The sequence below is a fragment of the Streptomyces sp. AM8-1-1 genome (genome assembly GCF_032229325.1).
Lineage (GTDB): Bacteria > Actinomycetota > Actinomycetes > Streptomycetales > Streptomycetaceae > Streptomyces > Streptomyces achmelvichensis.
This window is the reverse complement of record NZ_CP135086.1, coordinates 4,026,944-4,049,543: the sequence shown is the minus strand read 5'-3', so window position 1 is coordinate 4,049,543 and position 22,600 is coordinate 4,026,944. Positions and strand designations below refer to the sequence as shown.

The following is a 22,600-nucleotide window of genomic DNA, read 5'->3' as shown; positions in this document are numbered from 1 at the left end:
ACGCATCCTGGGAGGAGAGGCGGCGCGGACTGTGCAGGGGGAGGACAACATGCGGGTACTGGTCGCCGAGGACGAACAGGTTCTGGCAGAACTGGTCGCCACGGGGCTGCGGCGGGCCGGATTCGCCGTCGACACCGTCTACACCGGGGACGCGGCCCTCGCCTACCTCGGCCTGCACGACTACGACGTCGTCGTCCTCGACCGCGACCTGCCGCGGGTGCACGGCGACGAGGTGGCCCGCGAACTGGTCGCCTCCGCCGCCCGCACCCGCATCCTGATGCTGACCGCGGCCTCGTCCATGGAGGACCGGGTGGAGGGGCTCGACCTCGGGGCGGACGACTATCTGGGCAAGCCCTTCGAGTTCCCCGAGCTGGTCTCCCGGGTCCGTGCGCTGCGCCGGCGCAGCGCACGGCCGGTGCCGCCGCTGCTGGAGCGCCAGGGCGTCCGGCTGGACACGGTCCGGCGCACGGCCGAGCGCGACGGCCGGGATCTCGACCTCTCACCGAAGGAGTTCTCGGTGCTCCAGATCCTGCTGGAGGCGGACGGGGCGCCGGTCTCGGCGGAGGAACTGCTGGAGCGGGCGTGGGACGCGCACGCCGATCCCTTCACCGGCGCGGTCCGGGTCTGTATGAGCAAGCTGCGGTCGAAGCTGGGGGAGCCCGCGCTGATCCGTACGGTCCAGGGTGTGGGGTACGCCCTGTGAGCCGCGACGGCCTGGGGCCCGGCTCGACGATCCGGACCCGGATCGCCCTCGTCTACGGAGGCGTCTTCCTGGTCCTCGGCGCCTGTCTGCTCGGCATCGTCAACGTCCTCTCGCGCGCCGGTACGCACGACAAGGTGACCGCCATCAGGGCACGCGCCGTACCGGAACTGCCGGTGCGGGACGTGCGGGGCGCGACCGTGGTGCAGCTGACCGAGAGCGTCCAGGCCGAGGCGGGGCGGCAGATGCTGATCTGGTCGGTGTTCGCCCTGCTGGCGACGGCGCTCTGCGCGGTCGTGGTGGGGTGGTGGACCGCCGGGCGGGTGCTGCGGCCCGTGCACGCCATGACGGCGAAGGCACGGACCCTCTCGGAGCGGGCGCTGCCGGAGGTCCCGCCGGGCGGGGGCTGGGGAAGGATCGGCGCGAGCGGCCCCGACGACGAGCTCAAGGAGCTCGGCGACACGCTGGACTCACTGCTGGCCCGGCTGGAGAAGGCGTTCGACAGTCAGCGGCGGTTCATCGCGAACGCCTCGCACGAGCTGCGTACGCCGCTGGCCACCCAGCGCACCGCGATCCAGGTGGGTCTGCACGCGGACGTCACCCCCGAGGAACTGGCCGCGACCAAAGGGGTGTTGCTCGACAGCAACCGGCGCAGCGAACGGCTCATCGAAGGGCTGCTGGTCCTGGCGCGCAGCGAACGGGGGCTGGCGGAACACGAGGACGTCGACCTCGGGGAGGTCGTCGCGGAGGAGGCCGCGCGGTACGACGTGACGGCGCGGGTGGCGCAGGGCGCGGTGGTGCGGGGGAACCGGCTGCTGCTGGCGCAGCTGGTGCGCAACCTGGTGGTGAACGCGGTCGACCACAACATCCCGGACGGCACGGTGGCGGTCGCGGTGTCGGGCGGTGTGTTCACCGTCGTCAACACCGGTCCGGTCGTCCCCGCGGAGGAGATCGCGGCGCTGTTCGAGCCGTTCCGGCGAGGGGAAGGGCGGGACCGGATGGGCCCCGGGGCGGGCCTGGGGCTCTCGATCGTCCGCACGATCGCGCAGGCGCACGGCGGCACGGTGACGGCCGAGCCGGGGCCCGAGGGCGGGCTGGCCGTCACCGTGGCGCTGCCTGTGGACTAGGTCGTGTCCGCAACGTCTCGTCAGGGTCGCGACGCCCAGCACGCACCCTCGCTGCGTTGCCGATACGCCCGAGTAGCTCCGCTACGAGGGCGCACCGGCGCCTTGCGATCGCACGCACCGGACGCCGCGACCCCCGCCCTGCGGGCGGACGACGATACGTTGCGGACACTCCCTAGAGCTTCCAGGTCTTCAGCAGACCGCCGAACACCTCGGCGTCCGACAGGTCGCGCGGTGCCGGGCCCGCGTGGAAGAACCCGGCGTTGTCGACGGAGAGCTTGCGGAGGTAGTCGAACGCCTTCGCGTCGTGCTCGCCGAAGGCGACGAACTGCCAGAACACCTTCTTGTCCGCCGCCGCGGCCAGCGCGTCGGTGGCGGCCGTCTTGGACTCGGGAGCGCCGTCCGTCTGGAAGATCACGAACGCGGGGGCGTCGGTGCCGGCCTTGGCGTGCAGGGCGAGCACCTCCTCGACGGCGAGGTGGTAGTTGGTCCGGCCCATGCGCCCGAGGGAGTCGTGCAGTTCGTCGATGCGGCCCTCGTACGCGTCGAGGGTGAGCTCGCCGGTCCCGTCGATCTCGGTCGAGAAGAACACCACACCGACGCTTCCGCCTGCGTCCGCGTCCAGCTCGGCGGCGAGGGCGAGGGCCTGCTCGCCGAGGTGCTGGGCGCTGCCGTCCTTGAAGTACGGCCGCATGGACCCGGACCGGTCGAGGACGAGGTAGACGCGGGCACGGGCGGAGGAGAGCCCGGCGTCGGCGAGGGCGGCGCGGGCGGCGTCCCGACGGGCGGCCAGGGAGGCGGTGGCCCCGGTTGCCGTCTTGGCCGGCTCGGGCTCGGGCGCCGAGGCGGCCTTCGCGGTGGCGCGCTTGGCGGGAGCGGACTTCTTGGTCGCGGCGGCCTTGGTGGCAGCCTTGGCGGCGGGCTTGTCGCCGGCGTCGGCCTCCGTCGTGGCGGGAGCGGCAGCGGCCTTGGCCGGTGCCTTCTTCGCCGGGGCCTTCTTGGCCGGGGCCTTCTTGGCGGTGGTCTTCCGGGGCTTGGCAGGGGCGGGCGTCTCGGCCTTCGCCTCGACGGAGGGCTTGTCGGCCGCGTCCGCTGCGGCGGCGGGCTCGGGGGTGGCCGCCTCGGCAGCCGCCGGAGCCTTCTCGGCCTTCGCCTCGGCGGCGGGCTCGGCCGCGGGTTCTGCCGACTTCGGGGCGGTCTCGGCCTTCGGCTTCGCTTCGGCCTTCGTGGCGGCCGACTTGGCGGGTGCCGGGTTCTTCTCGGCCTTCGGCTCGGTGGCGGGCTCGGCCGCGGGGGCTGCCGACTTCGTGGCGTCGGCGGCCTCTTCGGCAGCTTCCGGCTTCGCCGGAGCCTTCTCGGCCTTCGCCTCGGCGGCGGGCTTGTCGGCCGCGGGGGCTTCCTGCTTCGCGGGGGTCTGGGCCTTCGGCTTCGCTTCGGCCTTCGTGGCGGCCGACTTGGCGGCCGACTTGGCGGGCGCCGGGGTCTTCTCGGCCTTCGGCTCGGCCGCGGGTTCTGCCGACTTCGCGGCGGCAGCGGCCTCTTCGGCCGCCTCCGGCTTTGCCTCGTCGGGCGCGGCCGCGGACGGCGCAGGCTCCTCCGGCTTCGCCGGTGCCGGGACCGCCTCGGGCTCAGCCGCGGGCGCCGCGGACTCCGGCTTCGCCGGGGCCGTCTCCGGGTCCGGTTCCGTCCTCGCCTGGTGCGGGACCGACTTCTTCCGGCCCTTGGGGGCCGCCTTGTCGAACGCCGCCGAGACCAGGTCGGCCGCTCTGTCCGCCGGAGTCGGTGCCGGCACCGTCGCCGAGGACGGCGAGGTCGTCGTGGCGGTCTCCGTGCGTTCCGACTGGGGCGGGACGGATGCTGCCGTCGACTCGGTGGGCTCCGACCGGTCGCGACCGAATACCTTGCGCAGCAAGCTCCGAATGCCCATGTGCGAGGCCTTTCGCATGAGTTGAGTGCGATGAATGTCCGCACATGGGCCGGGGTGTCCAAGGTGTGTCCTGGCCAGGGCGGACACGTAAGGTTAGCCGCCGTCCCGCCGGGAGCCCGGCAGGGGCGGGGGACCCGGCGCCGGGCCGCTCGTGAACACCCGTCCGCCCGCACAAGCAGCTCCGGATTCATCCACCGTTCACCTCGTAGCTGCCACCTTGCACATGACCGCCCCTAATGTCACAGCCGGATCTTTTCCGACACGCTGTCGGCGCGGGGTGCGCCGTAGGAGGACGAAGTGCGCAAACTGCTGCCGTTGTTGAACACCAAGCCGCATGCCGGCGGACGTTCCGCCCTCACCTGCCGTTACCGCTGCGGCGACGCCTGTTTCCACGAAGTGCCGAACACCAGCGACAACGAGTACGTCGGCGACGTCATAGCCAGTGCCCTGTCGAGGCGATCCATGATGCGCGCCGCCGCCGTGGTGACGGTCGCCGCTGCCGCCGGTACCGGTGCCGTGATCGGGCTCGACGACCAGGCCTCCGCAGCGCCCGCCGGCACCCCGGGCACCGGTGGCAGGCCCGACGGTGCGCGCGGTCTGCGCTTCGCCCCCGTCGCCCCCAACAAGGACGACAAGGTCACCGTCCCGGCCGGCCACTCCCAGAACGTCGTCATCCGGTGGGGAGAGCCGATCCTCCGCGGCGCCCCCGCCTTCAACCCGGACAAGCAGACCGCCAAGGCGCAGGCCGGCCAGTTCGGTTACAACAACGACTTCCTGAGCCTGCTGCCGCTGGACGAGCGCAACCGCCAGATCCTCGTCGCGAACCACGAGTACACCGACGAGATCCTGATGTTCCGCGGCTACGACCCGGCCAACCCGACCCGCGAGCAGGTCGAGATCGCCTGGGCCGCGCACGGTCTGTCGGTCGTCGTCGTCGAGGGCGAGCGGACGTCGGGCCGGCTCACCCCCGTCACCCGCCATCACCTCAACCGCCGCCTCCACACGACCAGCGAGTTCAAGGTCACCGGTCCCGCGGCGGGCAGCGCGCTGCTGAAGACGTCGGTGGACCCCTCGGGCACCAAGGTGCTGGGCACCCTCAACAACTGCGCCGGCGGCACCACCCCGTGGGGCACCACGCTGCACGGCGAGGAGAACTTCAACCAGTACTTCGCCAACGGCTCCAGCGACACCGACAAGCGCTACGGCGTCGGTACCGCCGCCACCGAGCGCAAGTGGGAGCGGTTCGACAAGCGCTTCGACCTCAAGCAGGAGCCGAACGAGGTCCACCGCTTCGGCTGGGTCGTCGAGCTCGACCCGTACGACCCCGACTTCACGCCCCGCAAGCGCACCGCGCTCGGCCGCTTCAAGCACGAGGCCGCCCAGCCGCGGCTGACCGCCGACGGCCGTCCGGTGGTCTACATGGGCGACGACGAGCGCTTCGACTACTTCTACAAGTTCGTCTCGTCGAAGCGGATGAAGAAGGGCAACTCCCGTGCCGCGCGCGAGCACAACCGCACGCTGCTCGACGAGGGAACCCTCTACGTCGCCAAGCTGACCGGGGACTCCCCCGCGTCGCAGATCGACGGCACCGGCAAGCTCCCGAACGACGGCGAGTTCGACGGCAGCGGCCAGTGGATCCCGCTCGCCACCGGCAACACCTCGCACGTCGAGGGCATGACCGCCGACGAGGTCTACGTCTTCACCCGCCTCGCGGGCGACAAGGTCGGCGCCACCAAGATGGACCGCCCGGAGGACGTCGAGCCGTCCCCGCGCACCGGCCGCGTCTACGTCGCGCTGACGAACAACACCGACCGCGGCAAGGCCGGCAAGGCGGGCGCCGACGAGGCCAACCCGCGCAACGCCAACAAGCACGGCCAGATCCTGGAGCTCGCCGAGAACTGGGACGACCCGGCGGGCGACGGGTTCGCCTGGCGGCTGTTCCTGGTAGCGGGCGACCCGGAGGACCCGGCCACGTACTTCGCGGGCTTCCCGAAGAACAAGGTCAGCCCGATCTCCTGCCCGGACAACGTGGCCTTCGACCCGCACGGCAACCTGTGGATCTCCACCGACGGCAACCAGCTCGGCTCCCACGACGGCCTCTTCGGCGTCGCGACCCAGGGCGAGCGCCGCGGTGAGCTCAAGCAGTTCCTGACCGTGCCGATCGGTGCCGAGACCTGCGGTCCGCTCATTCAGGACCGCCGGGTGCTCGTCGCGGTGCAGCACCCGGGCGAGGTCGACGGTGCGTCGGTCGAGAAGCCGGCGAGCGCCTGGCCGGACGGACCGGGCACGATCGTCCGCCCGTCGGTCGTGGCCGTGTGGCGCAAGGACGGCGGAGACATCGGCGTCTGATCCGGGACCCCAGCAGTGTGATCACGAGGTGGCGCGCACCTGGGCGTGCCACCTCGTGAACTCCTCGGCCGCGTCCCCGGTGTACTGCCACGGCACCCGCGCGGCCCGCCCGCCCAGCAGTGCGAACAGGTGCCGTGCCTCCTCGGCCATCCCGGCGTAGCAGGCCGCGTGGGCCAGGTGGTTGAGCTCGCCGACCTCCTCGGGGGCGGCGGGCCCCGGCGGCCGGGCGAGTATCCAGCGCTCCCAGGTGCGCCGCACCTCGGCCACCGCGAGCTCGTGGTGCCAGTGGCGGCCGAAGTCCTTCACGGGTACGCGGCCCGTGGCGTCCTCGGCGAGATGGCGGTACTCCTCGACCCGGGCGATCTGCACCAGGACCGGCAGCGGTGATCCGGGCGGCGCCGCGCCCGCCACATCCCTGGCGAAGTCGTACATGGCGCCGTGCGTCCCGTGCCAGCGCGCCGACCAGTAGCGCAGCAGCTGGGTGTGGCCCTCGATGTTGTCCGGGTCGCGGCGGCGCAACTCGTCGAACCAGCGCCGCAGTTCACGCCGCGAGACCCCGGTGCCGTACAGCCGCGCGGTCGTCAGCAGCGACACCCACGGCATGGGGTCCGAGGGATGCGCGTCGGCCGCGGCCAGACAGGCCAGCACCGCCGCGTCCAGCCGTGCCCGGTCGAGCCCGGTACGCCGGCCCGCCTCGATCGCGCGGTGGAAGACGCGGACGACCTCGGTCGCCGCCCGCAGCACCGCCGCGTCCGCGCTGTGCGGCTCGGCGGCGCTCCACGCCTCGACGGCGGCCCGGCCGGCCGCCGCGTGGGACAGCAGCCGCACCCGGTGCGTCCGCAGGGCCCAGCGGTCACCCGTGTCCCGTAGCAGGTCCCGTACCCCCTGCCAGCGTCCGATGACGATGTCGTGCAGGGCACCGGCCAGCGCCCGGTCTCCGAAGGCGGGGTCGAAGTCCGGTACGAAACGACGGCGTGGAGGCTGCGGCACGTCCCTCAGAACTCCGTGGCCAGCGACCTGTTGGCGTAGTCGGTGTCGCGGGAGGAGTCCGTGCGGCCGTGGTCCGCCGCCAGGGCGAGCTTCGCGTCGAGGCGGGCGGGGCGGTAGTACGAACTCCCCCGGCGCCAGTAGTGGATCATCGGCACCAGCCCGGCCGCGAGACCGCCGACACCGATCGCGACCGACGCCGCGCTGAGCTCGCCCAGCGCCTCGACCAGCACCCACAGCATGAACAGCGCCCCGAGCAGCGGCCAGACGCCGCCGAGCACGAAGTCCCGTACGGACGTGAGCAGGGTGCCCCGGTAGGCGACGACCGCGGCGATCCCGGCGAGCCCGTAGTAGAAGGCGATCTGCACACCGATCGCGGCGACGGCCGCCTGGAGGACGTCGCCGACCGAGCCGAGCGCCGTCGACGCGGCGAACATCACGAGCGCCACCGTCCCGACGACGGCGACCGCGACCCACGGGGTGTTCCACTTCCGGTGGACCGTGCCGAGCGCGGCGGGCATGGTGCGGTCGCGTCCCATCGCGAACAGCGAGCGCGTCACCTGGATCAGCGTGGTCTCCAGGGTGGCGACGGTCGACAACAGCACGGCCACGACGAGCAGTTTGCCGCCGACGCCGGGCCAGATCGCGTCACCGAGCACCGCCAGTACGCCCGCTCCGCCGGCCCGGATGTCCTCGGCGGTGAGGATGACGTTCACCGCGATGGTGAACGCCTCGAAGAGGAGGAAGACCACGCCGACGCCGATGAGCGCGGCGAGCCCGGCGGTGCGGCGGCTGTCGCGCGTCTCCTCGCTGAGATTGCTGGTGACGTCCCAGCCCCAGTAGTAGAACGCGGCGATCAGTGCCCCGGAGGCGAAGCCGGCCGGACCGTCGAAGTGCGAGAAGCCCAGCCACGACCAGTCGAACGCGGCCGCGGCTCCGCTGTGCAGCAGCGCGGCGGCGATGAAGAACACCAGGATCGCCAGCTCCACACCGGACAGCACCAGTTGGGCCCGCACGGTGAGCCGGGCCCCGCCGAGGACGACCAGCAGCATCGCCAGGAACCAGGCCGCGCCGACGGCGGTGGCGAGGAGTCTGTTCTCCGCGAGCGCGGGATCGACGAGCGACAGCGTCATCGCACCGGCCGGCAGGGAGCCCGCGACCATGAAGATCGTCGTGGAGACCACGAGTGCCCAGCCGGACAGAAAGCCCAGGAACGGATGGAGCGTACGGCCCACCCACGAGTAGCTGGCGCCCGCGTTGACATCGATCCGGCCGAGCCTGCCGAACGCGAGCACGATGCCGAGCATCGGGACCGCGCAGTACAGCAGGGACGCGGGGCCGGCCAGGCCGACGGTCGCGACGAGGACGGAGGTGGTGGCGGCGATCGAGTACGCCGGTGCGCTGCCGGCCACGGCCATCACGACGGTGTCGAGAGTCCCGAGAGCGTTGGGCCGAAGCCCTCTGCCGGAGTGGTTGCGCATGCGATTCTCCGAAGGCCCTTGTGCCGTACGACATGTGTCGACAGGTCAGAAACGTTCCCGCTCCGGAGTGAAGACCTCCGCGAAAGAAGGACGAGCGCATAGTAGTCGGACGGACGCACTGCGGTGACGGGGGTGGGGCCATCCCCTTCACGAGGCGTGGTCAGTCATGGGGCGCCGCCCTGCCTCTCGGAGGGCGCACCGGTGGACTCCGCGCCCGCGGAGAAGGCGGCAGGCGTTGAAGATCCTGCCGGTGCGGGCGGCGCGGGAGTCGTAGAGTCGAAGGCATGGATGCTGAGGGGACCGTGCGGGTCGACGTCTGGATCTGGTCCGTACGGCTGACGAAGACCCGCTCCCAGGCGGCCGCGGCCTGCAAGGCGGGGCACGTCCGCGTCAACGGCGAGCGGGTCAAGCCCGCGCACGGCCTGCGCGTGGGCGACCAGCTGCGGTTGTTCCACGCGGGCCGGGAGCGGGTGGTCGTCGTCTCCACGATCCTGCGCAAGCGGGTCGGCGCACCGGTGGCGGCCCAGGCGTACGTGGACAACAGCCCGCCGCCCCCGCCGAGGGAGTTCACGGCGCCGGTGGCCATCCGCGACCGCGGGGCCGGCCGCCCGACGAAGCGGGACCGCCGGGAACTGGAACGGCTTCAGGGCGGTCTGCCGAAGCCGTAGCGCTCCGGGATCGTCCGGTCCGGCGTACGGGGACACGTGCGGGGCGGGGTCCGGGTACGGACAGTGCTTCCGTATGCCGTCCCGCGTGGCCCTACGTCCCCCGCGCCGGGGACGCGATCGCCCTCGCCGCCATGACCTCCTGGCGCAGCGGCGCCAGGACACCGTCCTCGCCGCCCTTGAGCTCCGTGCGTACTTCCACCAGCACCACGCTGCTGCGGATGCCCTCCGCCAGGCCCCGCAGCTCCCGCTCGACGTCCGTCACCTCGGCGGGCGGCGGCGGGCTCGCGCCGTGGTCGACGCGGACCCGGGCCGCCGTCGTCGCGTCCACGATGCGTTCGACGGCCACCACCAGCGGCCACCAGGCGGCAGCACGCGTCCCCGCGGGCGGCGGTTCGGTCAGCGCCCGCTGGAACTCCGACCGCACGGTCGACAGGTCGCGGTAGATCCGACGGCGCTGCCGCAGCCGCTCCGCCCGGTCACCGGCCGCGTCGAACGCCCCCGCCACGTACCGAGCCGTCTCGTCCACCGCGTCCGCCAGCCGGTCGCCGACGCGGGTGTGCCAGCTCTCGGGCCACAGCAGATAGCCGGCCACCAGCGCGATGGCGCAGCCGATGAGGCTGTCCACGAGCCGGGGCACCACCAGGCCGAAGCCCTGGTGATTGAGGATGTCCGAGAACAGCAGGATGACCGGGGTGATGGCCGCGGTCTGGAAGGCGTATCCCTTCGCCGAGAACGCGGGGATCAGCGCCGCGAGCACCACGATCACCGGCACGTCCCACCATCCGCGCGGCACCTCGGAGAGCACGGCCGCGGCCACCACCAGCCCCGCCGCCGTACCGAGCGCCCGCATGACCGCCCGCGAGAAGACCGACCCGAAGTCCGGCTTCATCACGAAGGTGATGGTGAGCGCGACCCAGTACGAACGCGTCACGGGCACCAGTACCACCAGCGACTGCGCGAGGCCGATGCAGAGGGCGAGCCGCAGCCCGTAGCGCCAGGACGGTTCGGACAGCAGCACACTGCGGGCCGCGCGCCGGAAACGGATGCGCAGCGCCGCCGGCCGCCCGAGCCGGTCGTCGACGTTGTACGGGTCGGGGTCGGACTCGTGCACGACGGTCGCGGCGTGCCGCAGGGCCGCCTCGACGGCCCGGTCCGCGGGGCCCTGCGGCTCCGGCAGGATCAGCTCGGGCGGGTCGTTGCGCCTCTCGGCGACCGCGTCCCCCAGGTCCCGCACCGCTTCCGCGATCTCCGGCTGCCGTGAGGCCCGGCCGTGCAGATGGGCCGCGGCGGCCGCCTCCACCAGCGGGACGAGCACATTGAGCTGGGCGAGCAGCCGCACCATCGCGCTGCTCCGTCCGTGGGCACGGGCCCGGCGGGCGAGGAGCAGGTCGTAGGAGGTGTTCAGGGAGTCGGTCACGGCCTGGCGCCGCTCCGCGTACTCCGCCGTGCCCGCCGCCGCCAGCAGATCGGCGACGCTGCGATAGGTGTCGGCGACGGCGGCCCGCTCCGGCAGCCGTCTGCGCAACGGCCAGCCCAGCAGCGTCAGGAGGAGCACGAACAGCCCGCCGACCGTCAGCAGCAGCGGCGCCACCCACCACGGCCGGGGCATCGGCAGGCCGGAGCCCACCACCGCGTTGAGCAGGAGCAGCAGCCCGGAGACGGAGGCGACGGCGCCGATCGACGAGATCATTCCGGAGACCAGCGCGACCAGCGTCAGCACGGCCACCGCGAGCCAGCCCTGCCCGTAGACCAGGGTGCCGAGCGTGACCCCCACCGCGCCGAACAGCTGCGGGACGGCGATGTTGAAGATCCGCATGCGGTACGCGGACGCGGTGTCGCCGATGACACCGGACAGCGCGCCCATGGACGCCAGAGCGCCGTATGTCGGCTTGCCCATGGCGAGTCCGACGGCGAGGGGCGTGGCCAGTGCCACCCCGGCCCGCGCCACGGCCGCCCAGGGCACCGGGGCGGACTGCGGCCGCAGCCCGTTGAGCAGCCACTCGGGTGGGGACAGCCGTCCCGCTCGGGTCTCCATGGTCAAGACATGCCTCATGAAGGCGCACGGGAGCAAGTCCCTCCGCTTCAACGGGGCCCTTGCCCGGCTCCGGAGGGGCCCTTGACCGGCCTGGGAGGACCGGGTCCCGAAGCCTCAGAGGGTGAAGACCGTCCTGCCCCGTGCCCCGCCCGAGCCGGACCGCACCAGGGCGTCCGGGGCCTGTTCCAGGGGGAGTTCGGCGCCCAGCGGGACCTGGAGCTCACCGTCGGCGGCGGCCGCGGCCAGGGTGTCCAGCAGATTCGTGGACGGGCGCTGGAGGAAGTCGATGCCCTCGACGCCGGCCGGGAGGCGCGCGCCGGCCGCGACACCGCGCGTCGTGACGGCCGTGCCGCCCGCGCGGACGAGGGCCGCGTTCGCCGCGAAGGCGGCCGGGCTGTCCGAGACGAGGTCGATCACCGCGTCGACGCCGTCGGGAAAGAGGTCGCGCACGGCCGCGGCGAGGTCCCGGGCCGTGGTGTCGAGCGTGGTGTCCGCCCCCAGTGCGGCCATCCGACGCTCCCCGTCGCCGCGCACGGCCGCGAGGACGCGCACGTCACGCGCGGCGGCCAGCTGGGTGAGGATGCTGCCGACCCCGCCCGCCGCGCCCACGACCAGTACCGACCGACCGGCCGTCACACCGGTGGCGGCCAGCGTCTCCGCCGCGGTCATGCCCGCCGTCGGCAGCAGCGCCGCCGTACGGAACGACAGCCCGTCCGGGACGAACGCGATCGGCCCGTCCTGCGGCATGGTGACGTACTCGGCGAACGTGCCGGTGCCGACCGGTGGCCGGGCCGCCTGGCCGAAGACCGCGTCACCCACCACGAAACGGCTGTCGCCGGGACCGACGACATCGATGCGGCCCGCGAAGTCCCAGCCCAGGACCAGCGGGAAGACGTGTTCGGCCCGGCCGTCGAACGCGCCGTCGGCGATCTGCCGGTCGACGGGATTGAGCGCCGCGTACTCGATCTTCACCAGCACCTCGCCCTCGGCGGGGTCCGGCTTGGGGACCTGGATCAGTTCGGGCTGGGCCTTGAACGCCTTGACCGCGACAGCGCGCATCCGGAACACCTCCCGACGGACGGCCCCCTGGGGGTACCCCCGGACGGAGTCCGGGGGAGATCACCACGACGCCTTCACTCTCACCCGGCGCGGCGGTCAGCGCACGTCGTGCAGTTCCAGGCGGACCAGCAGCGAACGGTGGTCGGTGTCGTCCAGGTCCAGGAAGCGGGCCGCACGGACCGAGAAGTCCTCGCTGACCAGCACATGGTCGATCTGTGCGCCGAGCGGGGCGCGGACGGCCGCGGGCCACGACGGAGCCCGTGAGGCGCCGCCGAGGGTGGCACCGTCACGCAGACCGCCCGCGTCGAGGATGCGGCGGAACGCGGCGTGGTCCTGCGTCGCGTTGAAGTCCCCGGCCACGATCGCCGACGAGCCCTTCACGCCGTCGGCGTACGTACGCAGCCGGCCGAGCTCCCTGCGCCAGTCGTCCACCCCGCCGGGCACGGGCGGCAGCGGATGCGCGAGCTGCAGGTGGATCCGCCGCTCACCGGCGAGGGCCACCGACCCGGGCATGGCGAGGGTGCTCTCGATCCCCGGGGCGGCCTTCAGCGGAAGCCGGCTCAGGATCGCGGACCCGGAGGCCCACTCGCCCTCGACGACGTTGCGGTACGGGTAGTCGGCGGTGGAGACCTCCGCGGCGAGCGCGTCCGAGCAGCGGGCGGAGCACTCCTGGACGAAGACCAGGTCGGGCTGCTCGCGGCGGATGGTGGCCAGCAGGTCCGGGGTCGCGTTGCCGAACTCGACGTTCGACGAGAGCACGGTGAGCCGGGCGACGACCGGCCCCTTCGGATGCTCGGTGAGCCCGGTGTCGTACGGCCGGACGAACCATCCGGTGACCGCGAGCACGGCGACCGCCCAGACCATGCCGGTCCGCAGCCGGGCGAGGGCCGCGAGCAGCAGGGCGGCGCCCGCGGGGATCAGCAGCCACGGCAGGAAGGCGAGCAGCTGGGTCACCGGGGTGACGGCGTCGGTGTCAGCGAGCCGGCAGGCCGCGGCGGCGGTGGGCAGGAGCAGCAGGAGCGTCACGAGCCAGGAGGCGGCACGGCGGCGGCGCGCGGGGTACGGCGCGGGGCCCGGCGTGGCGGCCGGGGCTGCCGTGGATGTGGCGCTGTTCAATACGTCCTCCGGGCGCGGGGTGTGCGGATGTGTGCCGGTGCGTTCCGAACGTGTGGCTGCGTGTGGCTGCGTGTGCCTACGTGGGCCGACGGTGTCGACGTGTGCCGACGTACGGGTCGCTCCCCTGTGAGGACGCCAGTCTGGGTGAGTTTGTTGCGGGTGTCGCGGCGGCGGGGTTCGGGGGAGGGGCGGGTGGCGGGCAGACCGGGTCCGCGCGGCTCGGCTGCTGCGGCCGTGGCCCGGTGCTCAGGCTTTTGCATCGGACTCGGCATCGCACGTGCCGCGCGCACTTCGACCCTTCAGCTTGCGTCGAACGACCAGACGAGGCCGACTTCCTCACGGGACACCGCGAGGAGCCCGAAGTCCCAGACGTACTGAGACATCGGCCAGCAGCCGGAGACCCGCTCATAGAAGTCCGGATTCTCACCGCCATGACGGGTGTTGGTGAAGAATGTCGATCCGCTGGGTAAGCGCGAAAGGATCGCCTCTGCGTGGCGTTCCATGTCGGCTCTGCGCTCGGGGAAACTACGTTGCCTGGTCACGTTCATCTCATTGGTGGCCAGCATGACGAGGAGGCGCACCACCGAACGGCGTGGAATCTCGAAGAGTCCGCTTCGCCACTCAGCGGCGCCGGCCTCGTCCACCGGCGGAACGCGGAACGGGAAGGCAGGGTCCTCCAGCAACTCCGGTTCCCCCACCTCCGGGTCTTTGACTCGCCACCCCCGGGGGTCCGCCACCTCCCTGCGCATGATCGCGGCGACGTCGGGCTGCCATTCCTCACCGGTCCGCGGACCCACGGCGATGAATGTGTACCGATGGCGGTACATCTCGACCGCAGCCGACCAGTGGTCGGCCTCCTGACCCGCCGACGGCGCATGACTCGGGTCGTGGTCGGTTTCGCTGTGCATCCGGGGCCTCGCATCTGGGCGTCGAGCTGAAGACGATGCAGCGCGGGTTCACGTCGTGCGCCACCATCGCGTAGCTGTGACCAGCACGTTCCCAACAGGCTCTAAGCGTCGGCCGGTCTTCCCGGGGCGTACGGGCGCAGGGCGTCGATGAGTCGCTCCAGGCCGAACGTGAACTCGGCGTCGTGGTCGATGACCGCGAGCTTCGGCGCGAGCCTCGCCACCGCGGCGAATCCCGAGCCGGCGAGCAGCTCCTCGCGCTCCCGTACCGCCGACTCGTCCTCGCCCTGGAACGCCGGTGAGTGGAACTCCCGCATCAGCGAGCCGACCTGGAAGGCGACGAGCAGCCGCAGCGCGTGCACGGCGTTCGCCTCCTCGAAGCCGTGCTCCAGCAGCACCTTGAGCGAGCAGTCGATGGTGGGCAGCACACCGGGTGAGTTCAGCTGGCGGGTGAGGACCAGTTCACCGGCGCGCGGGTGCCGCAGGGAGGCGCGCCGGAAGGCGTGGGCGACCGAGCGGATGCCGTCCTCCCAGCTGTCGCGCGAGTGCCGGGTGATGTGCATGTCCGTGGTGATGTACTCGGTGACGCCGTCCAGCACGTCGGCCTTGCCCCCGACGTGGTTGTAGAGGGACATCGCCTGGACGCCGAGCGCGGCGGCGATACGGCGCATCGACAGCGCCTCAACGCCCTCGTCGTCGATGATCCGCAGAGCGGACTCGATGATCCGCTCACGGGACAGCGGCTCGCGAGCGGCAGCACGGGCGGTGGCGTGAGCGGTGTCGTGCGAGGTGGCGGGCGCCGTGCGGGGCGAGGCCGGGGGCACGGTGGCAGGGGAGGCCGACGCCTCGCCCTCGCGCAGCTGTTGACCTGACGCTTCGGCACACATCCGGCCGCTCCCCGGTTTCGCCCACATCCTTGACGGTTTACAGCGTAGGTGCTTCTCTCGGTGCCGACTTACGGTGTAAGTGTCGGTGCCAGTATTCCTGCGGCCTCGGGTTCGCGGAAGCAGCGCGCCGTCTTCTTTTCGCCTCGCTCTGTACTCCCCGCGTCGCCGGAGGCACGCATGTCCTGGCCCACCGTCCACCACCTCGACTGCGCCCCGATGCACCCCCTCGGCGGCTCCCCGCTGGTCGCCCACTGCCTGCTCGTGGTCACCGGCAGCGGACTGCTTCTGGTCGACACCGGCTTCGGCACCGGTGACATCGCCAACCCGCGCCGGCTCGGCGCGGTCTTCCGGAAGACCGCCCGCCCCCGTCTCGAACCGGCCTTCACCGCGTTCCACCAGATCCGTGAGCTCGGGTACGACCCGCGCGACGTCCAGGACATCGTGCTCACGCATCTCGACCTCGACCACGCGGGCGGCCTCGCGGACTTCCCCGACGCGCGGGTGCATGTGATGGCCGACGAGTACCGGGCCGCGATGCGGCGCGACTCCCGTCTGGACACGGCCCGTTACGTCACCGCGCAGTGGGGCCACGGCCCGCGCTGGATCATCCACGACACCGCCGACTCCACCTGGCACGGATTCGCCGCGAGCCCGGTGGTGCGCTCGCCCGACGTCCTGATGATCCCGATGCCCGGTCACAGCCGGGGGCACTGCGCGGTGGCGGTGCAGCAGCCGGAGAGGTGGCTGCTGCACGCCGGCGACGCGTACTTCTTCCACGGAGAGATGGACCTCCGCCGGCCGCGCTGCCCGCGCTCCCTGGCGCTCCACCAGCGCCTGATGGCCGACAACCACGACCAGCGCATGACGCAGCTGGACCGGCTGCGGGCGCTGCGGAGGGTGGACCCGCGGGTGATCAAGATCTTCTCCTCGCACGACGCGTACGAGTTCTCCCAGCTCACCTCAGAAAGGGTGCGTCCCTTGCGGTGACGAGCCGACGCGGGCCGGACGACCGCAGGACGACGTCCAGGACGCGGTCGGGCTCGGCGGCATAGCTCTGGGCGAACCAGGCCATGTTGGCCTCGACGACGGCCCACCGGCCGCCGACCAGCTGTCCGACGTCGAGGACGACGGCGCTCGGGAGGGTGGGGGCACAGGCTTCCAGCACCTCCTGGCCGAAGCGTTCGGCGTCCGGGGTGAGCGGGGCGGGGTCGAGGCGGCCGAAGACGGTGTAGCGGCTGCCGGTGAGGACCTGGCCGTCGAGGACGAAGAGCCGGTACTCGGCGGCGAACTCGACGACATCGCTGACGAGTACGGGTGTCTGCGGCCCGATGCGCTCCCCGCTGAGCGGGAGGTCGCGCCCGGTGGCGTACACCGCGGCGGGCACGGACTTGTCGGACGGCGGCTTGACGAAGAGGGGTCCGTCCAGCTCGCGGGCGCGGTCGAGGGTGGTCAACTCGATGCGGCGGTGGGTGAGTTCGGGGGCGAGGGTGGTGAGCCAGTCGTCGGCCGGCTCGAGAAGCCCGACGCGGAGGGGGCGGACGATCCGGTCGGCGGCGAGGGGGCCGCCGTACCAGTGGACGTCGCGCTCTTCGTGCCCCTGGGCGGAGGCGACGACCTCGATGCCGCGGTGGCGGGCGGCGTGGGTGAGGAGGGTGGCGGTGCTGGTGAGGGGGTGGGGGGCGAGGAGGAGGGGCATGGGGGGACGGTAGCGGGGGGGCGGTTGGGCTTGTGCGGGCCGGGTGTTGGGGGGCGGGTCCCTGGGGCTCGGGTGCTTGTGCGGTGCGGGTCCCTGGGGCGGGGCCTGGGTGCTTGGGCCTTGGCGTCGTTGTGCGGCGTCGGGTTTCCTGGGGCGGGGCCTGGGTGCTTGAGCCTCGGGCCCTTGCGCGGCGTCGGGTCCGGCGGCCCTCCGGGCTCGACTCCTCGGGGTCGGCGGCGTACAGCTGCGATGCACTGCGTACCCGGGTGTTGCCGCCGATCCCCTGCGGGGACGACCCTGCACGCCCCCTCCCGCGCGGTCGAGGGCGTGCCCGTTGATGCCCACCCGGAAGCGAACCCGAGCCCGTTCGGGCGGCGGATGGGATGCGGTGCGAAGCTGCCCCAGGTGAGGGAGTGTGGGGCGCAGCCCGACAGCCCCGGCGCGGCTAGTGGGGCGCAGGCTCCGTATGACTGCCCGAGCGCGCGTGCCAGGACCAGGCGCAGCAGGTCAGGGCCAGAACCGCGCCCGCTCCCAGCAGCCACCACGACGTGACCCGCAGCGTCGCCGTCAACGCTTCGAACACCGCCTCCGCCGCCGGGCGGTCCACGTCCGGGGGGAGATCGTCGAGGGCCAGGCCGCGGCCGATGGTCAGGGCCAGGCGCAGGAGGGCGCCGCCGATCGCCAGGGCCGCGCCCAGGAGCGCGAGGGCGTTCAGGCGGCGCCGGGCGAGGACGACCGCGGCCGCCGCGAGGAGCAGCGTGACCACCGGGAGCCGTACGCCCCAGAACTGGAGGTCCGCGAAGATCTCGCGCGCCGCCCCGAGCTTGTCCGCCTCCAGGATCGTGATCCGGGTGTTCCCCACCGGGACCTGGTCGGCGAACGGTACCCCCTCGTCGCTCAGCTGCCGCTTCACCTGCTCGATCACCGGCGCCAGGTCGATGCTCGCGGTGTCCACGTCGTCGCTCGTCAGCGCCTGTTCGACCGCGGTGTGGGCCGCGCGGTTCACGGTGTTCCAGGCGATCCGGTACGCGTCGGTCCCGGCGAAGGAGATCACCGCCTCGTGCACCAGATTCTCGACACCCTGCTGGAACGGCCCCGCGTCGATCTTCTTCATGACCTCGGCGGTGATCCGGTCCGCCACCGCGTTCTGCACGGCGGGGTCGGCAGCGAGCGGCTCCATCGCCGTGACGTAACTGTCGGTGTCACCGATCTCGCGGTCCGCCCACACGGCCAGCGCGCTCAGCGGCGTCAGAAGAGCCACGAGCACGATGAGCACCGCCGTCAGAACGCTCCGCACTCCTCCAGGGAACGCGGGCCCCGCCGGGCGCGCGAGCCGTGGGCCGCCGACCGGGCTGATGGCCGGCCGCTCCGACTTGCCTGCGGGGCGGCGCGGGTGTGCTCTGAAGTGAGGACGAGGGAAGGAGCTCTCCGTCATGGCTGTTCACGCAACGATGCCCGTACGGCACCACGGATCTCTCAGCTGGGCCATGCCCGTGGGGCTGGGCACGCTCTTCGGTTTCTACGCGGGGTTCCTCCGTCGCACCGGTGAGGCCGTCAGCTGGTGGGACGTTCTCTACGGGGTGGTCGCCGGGCTGGTCTTCACGGCGGTCGCCTACGGTCTCGGCCGCATCCAGAACGCCCTGCCGCGTGAGGTCCGCGCGGCCGCGTACGCGGTGGTGTGCGGCATGTCCATCGGCTTTCTGCACAGCCTGACGGGGACCAGCATCCTGCGGTCGGCGGGGATGGGGCTCATGTTCGCCGCCGTGATGTTCGCCGTCGCGTTCTATGTGTTCTACATGAGGGAGGACTAGGTCACCGACCTGCGACTTCTCTCTCTTCGCGCGGCCGCCAGATCTCATCTCGCGGCCGCGCGCCGTCGTCTCGCGCCTGCTGGGTGAGGAGCAACCGCAGGAGGGAGGCGCACCGTGCAGGAGACACCGCTGCGCGTCGCGGTCATCATCGGCAGCACCCGTGAGGGCCGCGTCGGCGAGAAGGTCGGACGCTGGTTCACCGAGCGTGCCGCCGAGCGGGCCGACGTGGAGCTCTGTGTCGTCGATCTGATCGACTTCGACTTCCCCGCCCGCTACCCGGACCGTGCGACCGCGCGGATGCGGGACTTCGTCTCGGAGATCGGCCGCGCCGACGCCTTCGTGGTCGTCACCCCCGAGTACAACCGGTCCTTCCCCGCCTCCCTCAAGCAGGCCATCGACTACGCCTACGACGAGTGGCGGACCAAGCCGGTCGCGTTCGTCAGCTACGGCCACGGCTCCCGTGGTCTGTACGCCGTGGAGCAGTTGCGCTCGGTCTTCACCGAGCTGCACACCGTGACCCTGCGCAACGGCGTGAGCATCAACCTGCTCGACGACACCGGCGAGGACCGGGACCGGGCGGCCGCTCTGATGTTGGACCAGCTCGGGTGGTGGGGGCTCGCGCTGCGCGAGGCCCGTGCCGCCCGGCCCTACGTCTCCTAGCGAGTGCTCGCGCCGGGACCGATGACTTCCGGTGGCCGATCCGGTCACCATCCTGGACCTCCGACGACCTCACCCGACCCACCGCCGACCATGCGAAGGAACGACGATGAGCACAGAACTGGCAATCGAGACCGCGGGCCTGGTGAAGGTCTTCGGTGAGAACCGGGCGGTGGACGGGGTCGATCTCTCCGTGCCGGCCGGCACCGTCTACGGCGTACTCGGGCCGAACGGCGCCGGCAAGACGACGACGGTGAAAATGCTGGCCACCCTGCTGCGGCCGGACGGCGGCGAGGCCCGTGTCTTCGGCAAGGACGTGCAGAAGGACGCGGACGCCGTGCGCAGCAGGGTCAGTCTCACCGGGCAGTACGCCTCGGTCGACGAGGACCTCACCGGTACCGAGAATCTCGTGCTGCTGGCACGGCTGCTCGGTCACGCCAAGCCGGCCGCGAAGGAGCGCGCCGGTCAGCTGCTCGACGCCTTCGGTCTGTCCGAGGCGTCCGACAAGCAGGTGAAGAACTACTCGGGCGGTATGCGGCGCCGTATCGACATCGCCGCCTCCATCCTGAACACCCCGGACCTGCTCTTCCTCGACGAGCCGACCACCGGTCTCGACCCGCGCAGCCGGAACCAGGTGTGGGACATCGTGCGCGCGGTGGTCGCCCAGGGCACGACGGTGCTGCTGACCACGCAGTACCTGGACGAGGCGGACCATCTGGCCTCCCGTATCGCCGTGATCGACCACGGCAGGGTGATCGCGGAGGGCACGAAGGGCGAGCTCAAGGCATCGGTCGGCTCGGGCGCGGTCCATCTGCGGCTGCGGGACGCGGAGCAGCGGCCGGAGGCCGAGCGGGTGCTGGCGGCGGCGCTGGGGGCGGAGGTCCTGCTGGACGCCGATCCGCTCGCGCTGACCGCCCGGGTGAACGGACACGGCACCCAGCAGGGCGCCGCGGAGCAGGCCGCGCGGGCGCTGGCCGAGCTGGCCCGCACCGGGATCACTGTGGACAACTTCGCGCTGGGACAGCCCAGCCTGGACGAGGTCTTCCTCGCCCTGACCGACAAGAAGGGGGCGGCGGCATGAGCACCGCGACGACGACGAAGTCCGTCAAGGACGCCGAGGACCTGGCACTCGAAGCACCGAAGGCCGAGGATCTGGCAGCGCTGCTGGTGGGCAAGGAGCGCCCACCGAGGCCGAGCGCCATCTCCGCGTCGCTGACGTTCGGCTGGCGGGCGATGCTGAAGATCAAGCACGTGCCGGAGCAGCTGTTCGATGTGACGGCGTTCCCGATCATGATGGTGCTGATGTACACGTACCTCTTCGGAGGGGCGCTGGCCGGCTCGGCCTCGCAGTACATCCAGTTCCTGCTGCCGGGCATCCTGACGATGAGCGTCGTGATGATCACGATGTACACGGGCGTCGCGGTCAACACCGACATCACCAAGGGTGTCTTCGACCGGTTCCGCACGCTGCCGATCTGGCGGCCGGCCCCGATGGTGGGCTATCTGCTCGGTGACGTCGTCCGCTACTTCCTCGCCTCCGTGGTCATGCTGACCGTCGGCATGATCATCGGCTACCGCGCCGACGGCGGGGTGATGGGCATCCTCATGGGCGTCGTCCTGCTGATGGTCTTCTCGTTCGCGTTCTCCTGGATCTGGACGATGTTCGGACTGCTGCTGCGGACCGAGAAGTCGGTGATGGGCGTCAGCATGATGGTGATCTTCCCGCTGACGTTCCTGAGCAATGTCTTCGTCGACCCGAAGACGATGCCGGGCTGGCTCCAGGCATTCGTCAACAACAGCCCGGTGACCCATGTGGCCACCGCGGTACGGGAGCTGATGGCGGGCAACTGGCCGGCGGCGGACATCGCCTGGTCGCTGGGCTGGGCGGCACTGTTCGTGGTGGTCTTCGGCTCTGTCACGATGCGGCTCTACAACCGCAAGTAGCCAGCTGTCCTGTGCTGCGGGCGTCCCCGGACCAGCGGGGGCGCCCGCAGTGCTGTGTGTGCGGTTGCCGAGGGCCGCCGTTGACCTTCACCCGGGGGGAAGCACCAGCTTCGGCGGGGCCGGGCGCGGTGCCCGGCGCGAGGAGGTACGCATGGGTCTGCTGACGATCGGCGCGTTCGCCCGCGCATCCAGGCTGTCCGCGAAGGCGCTGCGCCGCTACGACGAACTGGAGCTGCTGCCGCCGGCCCACGTCGACACGTTCACCGGCTACCGGTACTACGACGAGGCGCAGGTGGAGCGGGCCCGGCTGGTGGCATGGCTGCGGCGGATCGGGATGCCGCCGGCGCGTGTCCGCGAGGTCTGCGACCTGTACGCGTCCGATCCGGCCGCGGCGGCCCGCGGCATCCGGGCCTTCTGGGCCGGGGTCGAGGCGGAGACCGCCGCCCGCCGCGATCTGGCGGCCTTCCTCGCCGACCAGCTGTCAGGGAAGGACACCACCATGTCTCAGCTCACCGCCCCCTTGGGGATCCGCTACGCCGCCCGCACGGACCGCGGCCTCGTCCGTGAGACCGACCAGGACACCGCCTACGCGGGTCCTCATCTGCTCGCCGTCGCCGACGGGTTCGGCGGTCAGGGCGCACCTGCCGGAGCGGCGGCGATCGACGCCCTCAAGGACCTGGACGACGCCGGGGCCGCCGGTTCGGCGCGTATCGGCGATCTGCTCAATGCCCTGGAGGACGCCGTCGACCGGGCCAACTCCGCCGTGAGCGGCTTCGACGGCTCCGGCACGACGCTCACCGCGATGGTGTGGACGGGCTCGCGGCTCGCGCTCGTGCACATCGGCGACACCCGGGCCTGTCTGCTGCGGGACGGTGCGTTCTTCCGGATCACCCACGACCACACGGTGGTGCAGTCGATGATCGACAACGGCAGTCTCACTCCCGAGGAGGCGGTGACTCATCCCGGGCGGGCGATGCTGCTGAGGGCGCTCGACGGCGGCGAGGAGTCCGGCCGGGCGGATCTGCGGCTGCACGAGGCGCGGCCCGGCGACCGGTATCTGCTGTGCTCGGACGGCCTGTTCACAGTGGTCGCCGACGAGGACGTACGGCACACACTCGCCACCGTCGACGCCCCGGACGACGCCGTCGGCGAACTGATCGCCCGCGCCCGACGTGCGGGAGGCCCCGACAACATCGCCTGTGTCGTCGCCGATGTGGTGCCGCTGTGACGCCGATGGGTCGCGCGCCGCGCCTC

20 protein-coding genes are annotated in these 22,600 nt (G+C 72.1%); 10 read left to right on the top strand and 10 right to left on the bottom strand.

The annotated features are described in order from the left end of the window. The first annotated feature begins 49 nt into the window (after positions 1-49). Together RPQ07_RS18225 and RPQ07_RS18220 are read left to right on the top strand one after the other, a co-directional pair. On the top strand, positions 50-703 hold the full coding sequence (locus tag RPQ07_RS18225; protein WP_313945219.1) for a response regulator transcription factor: 654 nt from the start codon (positions 50-52) through the stop codon (positions 701-703). Then, positions 700-1,827: a HAMP domain-containing sensor histidine kinase gene (locus tag RPQ07_RS18220; RefSeq protein WP_313945218.1), complete on the top strand. Its 1,128-nt coding sequence runs from the start codon at positions 700-702 to the stop codon at positions 1,825-1,827. The genes RPQ07_RS18225 and RPQ07_RS18220 overlap by 4 nt, the downstream gene beginning before the upstream one ends. Positions 1,828-1,999: 172 nt before the next feature. Here RPQ07_RS18220 and RPQ07_RS18215 read toward each other — a convergent pair whose 3' ends face one another. Then, positions 2,000-3,751, bottom strand: a complete 1,752-nt coding sequence (locus tag RPQ07_RS18215) for a VWA domain-containing protein (RefSeq protein ID WP_313945217.1) — start codon at positions 3,749-3,751, stop codon at positions 2,000-2,002. A 297-nt stretch (positions 3,752-4,048) separates the two neighbouring features. Between RPQ07_RS18215 and RPQ07_RS18210 the strand changes: the two genes are divergently transcribed. After that, positions 4,049-6,100 (top strand): PhoX family protein, encoded by a 2,052-nt coding sequence (locus tag RPQ07_RS18210; protein WP_313945216.1) that lies wholly within the window; start codon positions 4,049-4,051, stop codon positions 6,098-6,100. Positions 6,101-6,121: 21 nt separating this feature from the next. Here RPQ07_RS18210 and RPQ07_RS18205 read toward each other — a convergent pair whose 3' ends face one another. Both RPQ07_RS18205 and RPQ07_RS18200 read right to left on the bottom strand, forming a co-directional pair. Continuing rightward, on the bottom strand, positions 6,122-7,090 hold the full coding sequence (locus RPQ07_RS18205; protein WP_313945215.1) for a hypothetical protein: 969 nt from the start codon (positions 7,088-7,090) through the stop codon (positions 6,122-6,124). Between the two features lie 5 nt (positions 7,091-7,095). Further along, positions 7,096-8,568, bottom strand: coding sequence for an APC family permease (locus RPQ07_RS18200; protein ID WP_313945214.1), 1,473 nt, complete (start codon positions 8,566-8,568; stop codon positions 7,096-7,098). Positions 8,569-8,852: 284 nt separating this feature from the next. Between RPQ07_RS18200 and RPQ07_RS18195 the strand changes: the two genes are divergently transcribed. Further along, on the top strand, positions 8,853-9,236 hold the full coding sequence (locus tag RPQ07_RS18195) for an RNA-binding S4 domain-containing protein (RefSeq protein WP_313945213.1): 384 nt from the start codon (positions 8,853-8,855) through the stop codon (positions 9,234-9,236). A 91-nt stretch (positions 9,237-9,327) separates the two neighbouring features. Here RPQ07_RS18195 and RPQ07_RS18190 read toward each other — a convergent pair whose 3' ends face one another. The 5 genes from RPQ07_RS18190 to RPQ07_RS18170 all read right to left on the bottom strand — a co-directional run bounded on the left by RPQ07_RS18190 (position 9,328) and on the right by RPQ07_RS18170 (position 15,238). Then, positions 9,328-11,271 carry an FUSC family protein gene (locus RPQ07_RS18190; protein WP_313948938.1) on the bottom strand — a complete coding sequence of 648 codons (1,944 nt, stop codon included), beginning with the start codon at positions 11,269-11,271 and terminating at the stop codon, positions 9,328-9,330. A gap of 114 nt (positions 11,272-11,385) precedes the next feature. Continuing rightward, entirely contained in the window at positions 11,386-12,330 is a 945-nt protein-coding gene (locus RPQ07_RS18185) for an NADP-dependent oxidoreductase (RefSeq protein WP_313945212.1), read from the bottom strand. Positions 12,331-12,426: 96 nt separating this feature from the next. Next, the gene (locus tag RPQ07_RS18180) at positions 12,427-13,446 is read right to left on the bottom strand and encodes an endonuclease/exonuclease/phosphatase family protein (protein ID WP_313945211.1); all 1,020 of its coding nucleotides are present in this window, start codon (positions 13,444-13,446) and stop codon (positions 12,427-12,429) included. A 299-nt stretch (positions 13,447-13,745) separates the two neighbouring features. Further along, complete coding sequence (locus RPQ07_RS18175; protein WP_313945210.1) at positions 13,746-14,354, bottom strand: hypothetical protein; 609 nt, start codon at positions 14,352-14,354, stop codon at positions 13,746-13,748. A gap of 101 nt (positions 14,355-14,455) precedes the next feature. Continuing rightward, positions 14,456-15,238, bottom strand: a complete 783-nt coding sequence (locus RPQ07_RS18170; protein WP_313945209.1) for a TetR/AcrR family transcriptional regulator C-terminal domain-containing protein — start codon at positions 15,236-15,238, stop codon at positions 14,456-14,458. A 177-nt stretch (positions 15,239-15,415) separates the two neighbouring features. Here RPQ07_RS18170 and RPQ07_RS18165 point away from each other — a divergent pair, with 177 nt between their 5' ends. After that, complete coding sequence (locus RPQ07_RS18165; protein ID WP_313945208.1) at positions 15,416-16,225, top strand: MBL fold metallo-hydrolase; 810 nt, start codon at positions 15,416-15,418, stop codon at positions 16,223-16,225. Here the strand turns inward: RPQ07_RS18165 and RPQ07_RS18160 are convergent. Together RPQ07_RS18160 and RPQ07_RS18155 are read right to left on the bottom strand one after the other, a co-directional pair. Next, positions 16,194-16,934: an ATP-grasp domain-containing protein gene (locus RPQ07_RS18160; protein WP_313945207.1), complete on the bottom strand. Its 741-nt coding sequence runs from the start codon at positions 16,932-16,934 to the stop codon at positions 16,194-16,196. The two genes, RPQ07_RS18165 and RPQ07_RS18160, sit on opposite strands and share 32 nt — an antisense overlap. Positions 16,935-17,379: 445 nt before the next feature. Continuing rightward, complete coding sequence (locus tag RPQ07_RS18155) at positions 17,380-18,231, bottom strand: hypothetical protein (RefSeq protein WP_313945206.1); 852 nt, start codon at positions 18,229-18,231, stop codon at positions 17,380-17,382. A gap of 136 nt (positions 18,232-18,367) precedes the next feature. On the opposite strand from RPQ07_RS18155, the gene RPQ07_RS18150 reads away from it, so the two are divergent. The 5 genes from RPQ07_RS18150 (at position 18,368) to RPQ07_RS18130 (ending at position 22,574) form a co-directional block, all read left to right on the top strand. Then, complete coding sequence (locus tag RPQ07_RS18150) at positions 18,368-18,745, top strand: hypothetical protein (RefSeq protein WP_313945204.1); 378 nt, start codon at positions 18,368-18,370, stop codon at positions 18,743-18,745. Positions 18,746-18,859: 114 nt separating this feature from the next. Beyond that, a complete protein-coding gene (locus tag RPQ07_RS18145; protein WP_313945203.1) occupies positions 18,860-19,405 on the top strand; it encodes an NAD(P)H-dependent oxidoreductase in 546 nt (181 codons plus the stop codon). A gap of 106 nt (positions 19,406-19,511) precedes the next feature. Further along, positions 19,512-20,483 carry an ATP-binding cassette domain-containing protein gene (locus tag RPQ07_RS18140; RefSeq protein WP_313945202.1) on the top strand — a complete coding sequence of 324 codons (972 nt, stop codon included), beginning with the start codon at positions 19,512-19,514 and terminating at the stop codon, positions 20,481-20,483. Beyond that, positions 20,480-21,346, top strand: a complete 867-nt coding sequence (locus tag RPQ07_RS18135) for an ABC transporter permease (RefSeq protein ID WP_313945201.1) — start codon at positions 20,480-20,482, stop codon at positions 21,344-21,346. The genes RPQ07_RS18140 and RPQ07_RS18135 overlap by 4 nt, the downstream gene beginning before the upstream one ends. A 151-nt stretch (positions 21,347-21,497) precedes the next feature. Next, positions 21,498-22,574 (top strand): MerR family transcriptional regulator, encoded by a 1,077-nt coding sequence (locus RPQ07_RS18130; protein ID WP_313945200.1) that lies wholly within the window; start codon positions 21,498-21,500, stop codon positions 22,572-22,574. Positions 22,575-22,600: the final 26 nt, after the last annotated feature.

Coding starts and splice junctions, on each gene's coding strand:
- RPQ07_RS18175 (WP_313945210.1), bottom strand. CDS start 14,354: ATGCACAGCGAAACCGACCACGACCCGAGTCATGCGCCGTCGGCGGGT.
- RPQ07_RS18215 (WP_313945217.1), bottom strand. CDS start 3,751: ATGGGCATTCGGAGCTTGCTGCGCAAGGTATTCGGTCGCGACCGGTCG.
- RPQ07_RS18195 (WP_313945213.1), top strand. CDS start 8,853: ATGGATGCTGAGGGGACCGTGCGGGTCGACGTCTGGATCTGGTCCGTA.
- RPQ07_RS18140 (WP_313945202.1), top strand. CDS start 19,512: ATGAGCACAGAACTGGCAATCGAGACCGCGGGCCTGGTGAAGGTCTTC.
- RPQ07_RS18190 (WP_313948938.1), bottom strand. CDS start 11,271: ATGGAGACCCGAGCGGGACGGCTGTCCCCACCCGAGTGGCTGCTCAAC.
- RPQ07_RS18225 (WP_313945219.1), top strand. CDS start 50: ATGCGGGTACTGGTCGCCGAGGACGAACAGGTTCTGGCAGAACTGGTC.
- RPQ07_RS18130 (WP_313945200.1), top strand. CDS start 21,498: ATGGGTCTGCTGACGATCGGCGCGTTCGCCCGCGCATCCAGGCTGTCC.
- RPQ07_RS18160 (WP_313945207.1), bottom strand. CDS start 16,934: ATGCCCCTCCTCCTCGCCCCCCACCCCCTCACCAGCACCGCCACCCTC.
- RPQ07_RS18185 (WP_313945212.1), bottom strand. CDS start 12,330: ATGCGCGCTGTCGCGGTCAAGGCGTTCAAGGCCCAGCCCGAACTGATC.
- RPQ07_RS18150 (WP_313945204.1), top strand. CDS start 18,368: ATGGCTGTTCACGCAACGATGCCCGTACGGCACCACGGATCTCTCAGC.
- RPQ07_RS18200 (WP_313945214.1), bottom strand. CDS start 8,568: ATGCGCAACCACTCCGGCAGAGGGCTTCGGCCCAACGCTCTCGGGACT.
- RPQ07_RS18135 (WP_313945201.1), top strand. CDS start 20,480: ATGAGCACCGCGACGACGACGAAGTCCGTCAAGGACGCCGAGGACCTG.
- RPQ07_RS18165 (WP_313945208.1), top strand. CDS start 15,416: ATGTCCTGGCCCACCGTCCACCACCTCGACTGCGCCCCGATGCACCCC.
- RPQ07_RS18170 (WP_313945209.1), bottom strand. CDS start 15,238: ATGTGTGCCGAAGCGTCAGGTCAACAGCTGCGCGAGGGCGAGGCGTCG.